General features: G+C 29.3%; 4 protein-coding genes. All 4 read left to right on the top strand.

What is annotated here, in order from left to right:
* The first annotated feature begins 99 nt into the window (after nucleotides 1-99).
* From R5Z65_RS09700 to mnmA, 4 genes are read left to right on the top strand one after another with little or no spacing between them, the layout of a single operon-like run.
* Complete coding sequence (locus R5Z65_RS09700) at nucleotides 100-522, top strand: Rrf2 family transcriptional regulator (RefSeq protein WP_317368803.1); 423 nt, start codon at nucleotides 100-102, stop codon at nucleotides 520-522.
* 12 nt (nucleotides 523-534) lie between these two features.
* Nucleotides 535-1716 (top strand): cysteine desulfurase NifS, encoded by a 1182-nt coding sequence (nifS, locus tag R5Z65_RS09695; protein ID WP_317368801.1) that lies wholly within the window; start codon nucleotides 535-537, stop codon nucleotides 1714-1716.
* A gap of 56 nt (nucleotides 1717-1772) precedes the next feature.
* On the top strand, nucleotides 1773-2210 hold the full coding sequence (nifU, locus tag R5Z65_RS09690) for a Fe-S cluster assembly scaffold protein NifU (protein ID WP_317368800.1): 438 nt from the start codon (nucleotides 1773-1775) through the stop codon (nucleotides 2208-2210).
* Between the two features lie 9 nt (nucleotides 2211-2219).
* Nucleotides 2220-3296, top strand: a complete 1077-nt coding sequence (gene mnmA, locus R5Z65_RS09685; RefSeq protein WP_317368799.1) for a tRNA 2-thiouridine(34) synthase MnmA — start codon at nucleotides 2220-2222, stop codon at nucleotides 3294-3296.
* Nucleotides 3297-3576 lie beyond the last annotated feature (280 nt).

Genomic DNA, 3576 nt, shown 5'->3' with positions numbered 1-3576 from the left:
AGTATTATATAGTTTTATAACTTAAAATTTTTATTGTTTATTTATAAAATTTGATATTATAATAGTTATATTTTTATATATTATTTATAGGAGGAAAATATGAAGATTTCAACTCGTGGTAGATATGGAATAAAAGCTATGGTAGACTTAGCTATGAATTCTAAAGATGATAAATGTATTTCACTTAAAAGTATAGCACAAAGACAAGGTATACCAGAAAATTACCTTGAACAGCTTATGGCAGTTTTAAAGAAAGCAGAAGTTGTAAAAAGTGTTAGAGGAGCTCAAGGTGGGTACGTTTTAAATAGAAACCCAGAGGATATATCCGTAGGTGATTTATTAAAAATATTAGAAGGAAGTCTTGCTCTTGTAGACTGCTTAGAAAATCAACCACCTAAGAAAAGATGTGGCGATGCTAATTGTAACGAATGTGTAGTAAAAGATGCTTGGGAAGTTATAAGCGATAAACTTGCAGAAGCTGCACATTCTATAAGCCTAAAGGACCTAATTAAAGACGAATAGGAGACGGTTTTTATGAAAAAAGAAATTTATTTAGATAATGCTGGTACAACTAGAATAAGGCCAGAAGTTGCAAAAGTTATGATAGAAAACTTAGAAAAAGCTTATGGTAACCCTTCTAGTATATATAAAATAGCCAGAGAAAATAAATCTATTGTAGAAGAAAATAGAGAAAAAGTAGCAAAAGCTATTAATGCAGATAAAAATGAAATATATTTTACTGGTGGTGGGTCTGAATCTAACAATTGGGCATTAAAAGGTATTGCAGAAAGCTATAAACAAAAAGGGAAGCACATTATAACAACTAATGTAGAACACCACGCAATACTACACGTTTGTCAATATTTAGAAACTATTGGGTATGAAGTAACATATTTACCTGTAGATGAAGAAGGTAATATAAGTATAGACCAATTAAAAGATGCTATAAGAGAAGACACTATACTTATATCTATAATGTTTGCTAACAATGAGATAGGTACAATAAATCCTATCAAAGAAATAGGTAAAATAGCTAAAGAAAAAGGTATACTTTTCCATACAGATGCTGTTCAGGCCGTTGGGCACATACCTATTGATGTTAAAGATATGAACATAGACCTTTTATCTATGTCTGCACATAAGTTTTATGGACCTAAAGGGATAGGTGCTTTATATATAAGAAAAGGCATAAAAATTACACCATTAATACACGGTGGTGCTCAAGAAAGAAATAGAAGAGCTGGTACTGAAAATATAGACAGTATTATAGGTATGGGAACTGCTATTGAGCTTGCTGTAGAAGAAATGGACGAAGAAATAGATAGACTTACAAAATTAAGAGATAAGTTAATAGACGGCATATTAAATGCTATACCTTATTCTAGGTTAAATGGGACTAGAGAAAACAGAATGCCTGGTAATTGTAACATATCATTTGAATTTATAGAAGGAGAATCTGTTTTATTACTTTTAGATATGAATGATATTTGTGCTTCTAGTGGTAGTGCTTGTACATCTGGTTCATTAGACCCATCTCACGTTTTATTAGCTATTGGATTACCTCACGAAAAGGCTCACGGCTCTCTTAGATTATCTTTAGGATTATATAATACGGAAGAAGACGTAGACTATATATTAGAAAAATTACCTCCTATTGTTACTAGAATGAGAGAAATATCTCCTTTATATGAAGAATTTTTAGCTAGTCAAAAATAATATTAATTTTATAAATAGTTATATATATTAGAAAAATTGAAAGGAAAATGAAGATTATGCAATATAGTGAAAAAGTTATGGACCATTTTATGAATCCTAGAAATGTAGGAGAAATAGAAGATGCTAGTGGTGTTGGTACTGTTGGAAACGCTAAATGTGGCGATATAATGAAAGTTTATTTAAAAATAGAAGATAACATAGTTAGAGATGCTAAATTTAAAACATTTGGTTGTGGTGCTGCTGTTGCTACAAGTAGTATGGCAACTGAGCTTATAATAGGAAAAACTATTGAAGAAGCTCTTAAAATAACAAATAAATCTGTTATGGAAGCTTTAGATGGGCTACCTCCTGTTAAAGTACATTGCTCTTGCCTTGCAGAAGAAGCTTTACAATCTGCTTTATGGGATTATGCTAAGAAAAATAATATAACAATAGAAGGTTTAGAAGCTCCTAAAGATTCTGACCACCATCATCATATTGAAAATGAAGAATAGGGGATATTTATGAAAAAAGTTGTAGTTGGTATGAGTGGAGGCGTTGACAGTTCTGTTACTGCTTATTTATTAAAAGAACAAGGCTATGATGTTATAGGTATTACTATGCAAATATGGCAAGATGAAGAAAGAGAATGCCTTGAAGACAATGGAGGGTGTTGTGGATTTTCTGCAGTAGATGACGCTAGAAGTGTTGCCAGAAAGCTTAATATACCTTATTATGTTTTAAATTTTAAAAAAGAATTTAAACAAAATGTTATAGATTATTTTATAGATGAATATTCTAAAGGATTAACCCCTAACCCTTGTATTGCTTGTAATAGATATGTAAAATGGGAAAGTCTTTTAAACAAAGCTTTAGCATTAGGTGCAGATTATATAGCTACTGGTCATTATGCAAGAATAGTAAAACACCCTTTAACTAACAGGTATACTATTAAAACAGCAAATACAGAAGCTAAAGACCAAACTTATGCCTTATACAACTTAACCCAATTTCAATTAGAAAAAACTTTAATGCCAATTGGTGATTATGATAAAGATACAGTTAGAAAAATTGCAAAAGATATTGGACTTATAATTGCTAATAAACCAGATAGCCAAGATATATGTTTTGTGCCTGACGGAGATTATTCAAAATTTATTAAAGAAAATTCTAATATTGATATTAAACAAGGAAACTTTATAGATATTAATGGAAATATATTAGGAAGGCATAAAGGTATAGCTAATTATACTATAGGTCAAAGAAAAGGGCTTGGGATAGCTTTTGGTAAACCTATGTATGTATCTGAAATTAAAGCAGACAAAAACGAAGTTGTTTTAACTGAAAATGACGGATTATTTAAAAATAGAGTGTTGATAAAAGATTTTAACTTTATGAGCGTTGAAGATATACAAGGTGAAGTTGAAGTTTTAGGTAAACTTAGATACAGCCAAAAGCAATCTCCTTGTATAATAAGAAAAGTGGATTATAATATGGTAGAAGCCATTTTTGAACAACCTCAAAGAGCTGTTACTCCAGGTCAAGCTGCTGTTTTTTATGACGGAGAGTATGTTCTTGGTGGTGGTACTATATACAAATAATTTTATAATAAAGACTTTATTTTATTTCATTTTTATATAGAATATATTTTTAATTTTTATAAATAAAATATTTATAAGTATCTATTTTTAGATATAAACTATCTAAATAATTGATTTAAATATATAATATAAACAATGTTAATTAAAATAAAGTCTTTTTAATTTATAATTATTGATTAATTATTATTAAAGGAGATTTTTATGGCTAAAAAGTATGTAGAAGAAATAATTGATATAGAGGAGATAGTATTCCCTAATAAAGGTGTTGGTAATTTTAATG

The organism is uncultured Tyzzerella sp. (genome assembly GCF_963558545.1).
Classification (GTDB): domain Bacteria; phylum Bacillota; class Clostridia; order Lachnospirales; family CAG-274; genus Tyzzerella.
This window is presented reverse-complemented; position numbering and strand designations above follow the sequence as displayed.

What these genes read in the sequence shown, in the direction of transcription:
- R5Z65_RS09700 (WP_317368803.1), top strand. Translation starts at nt 100, where the DNA reads ATGAAGATTTCAACTCGTGGTAGATATGGAATAAAAGCTATGGTAGAC.
- nifS (WP_317368801.1), top strand. Translation starts at nt 535, where the DNA reads ATGAAAAAAGAAATTTATTTAGATAATGCTGGTACAACTAGAATAAGG.
- nifU (WP_317368800.1), top strand. Translation starts at nt 1,773, where the DNA reads ATGCAATATAGTGAAAAAGTTATGGACCATTTTATGAATCCTAGAAAT.
- mnmA (WP_317368799.1), top strand. Translation starts at nt 2,220, where the DNA reads ATGAAAAAAGTTGTAGTTGGTATGAGTGGAGGCGTTGACAGTTCTGTT.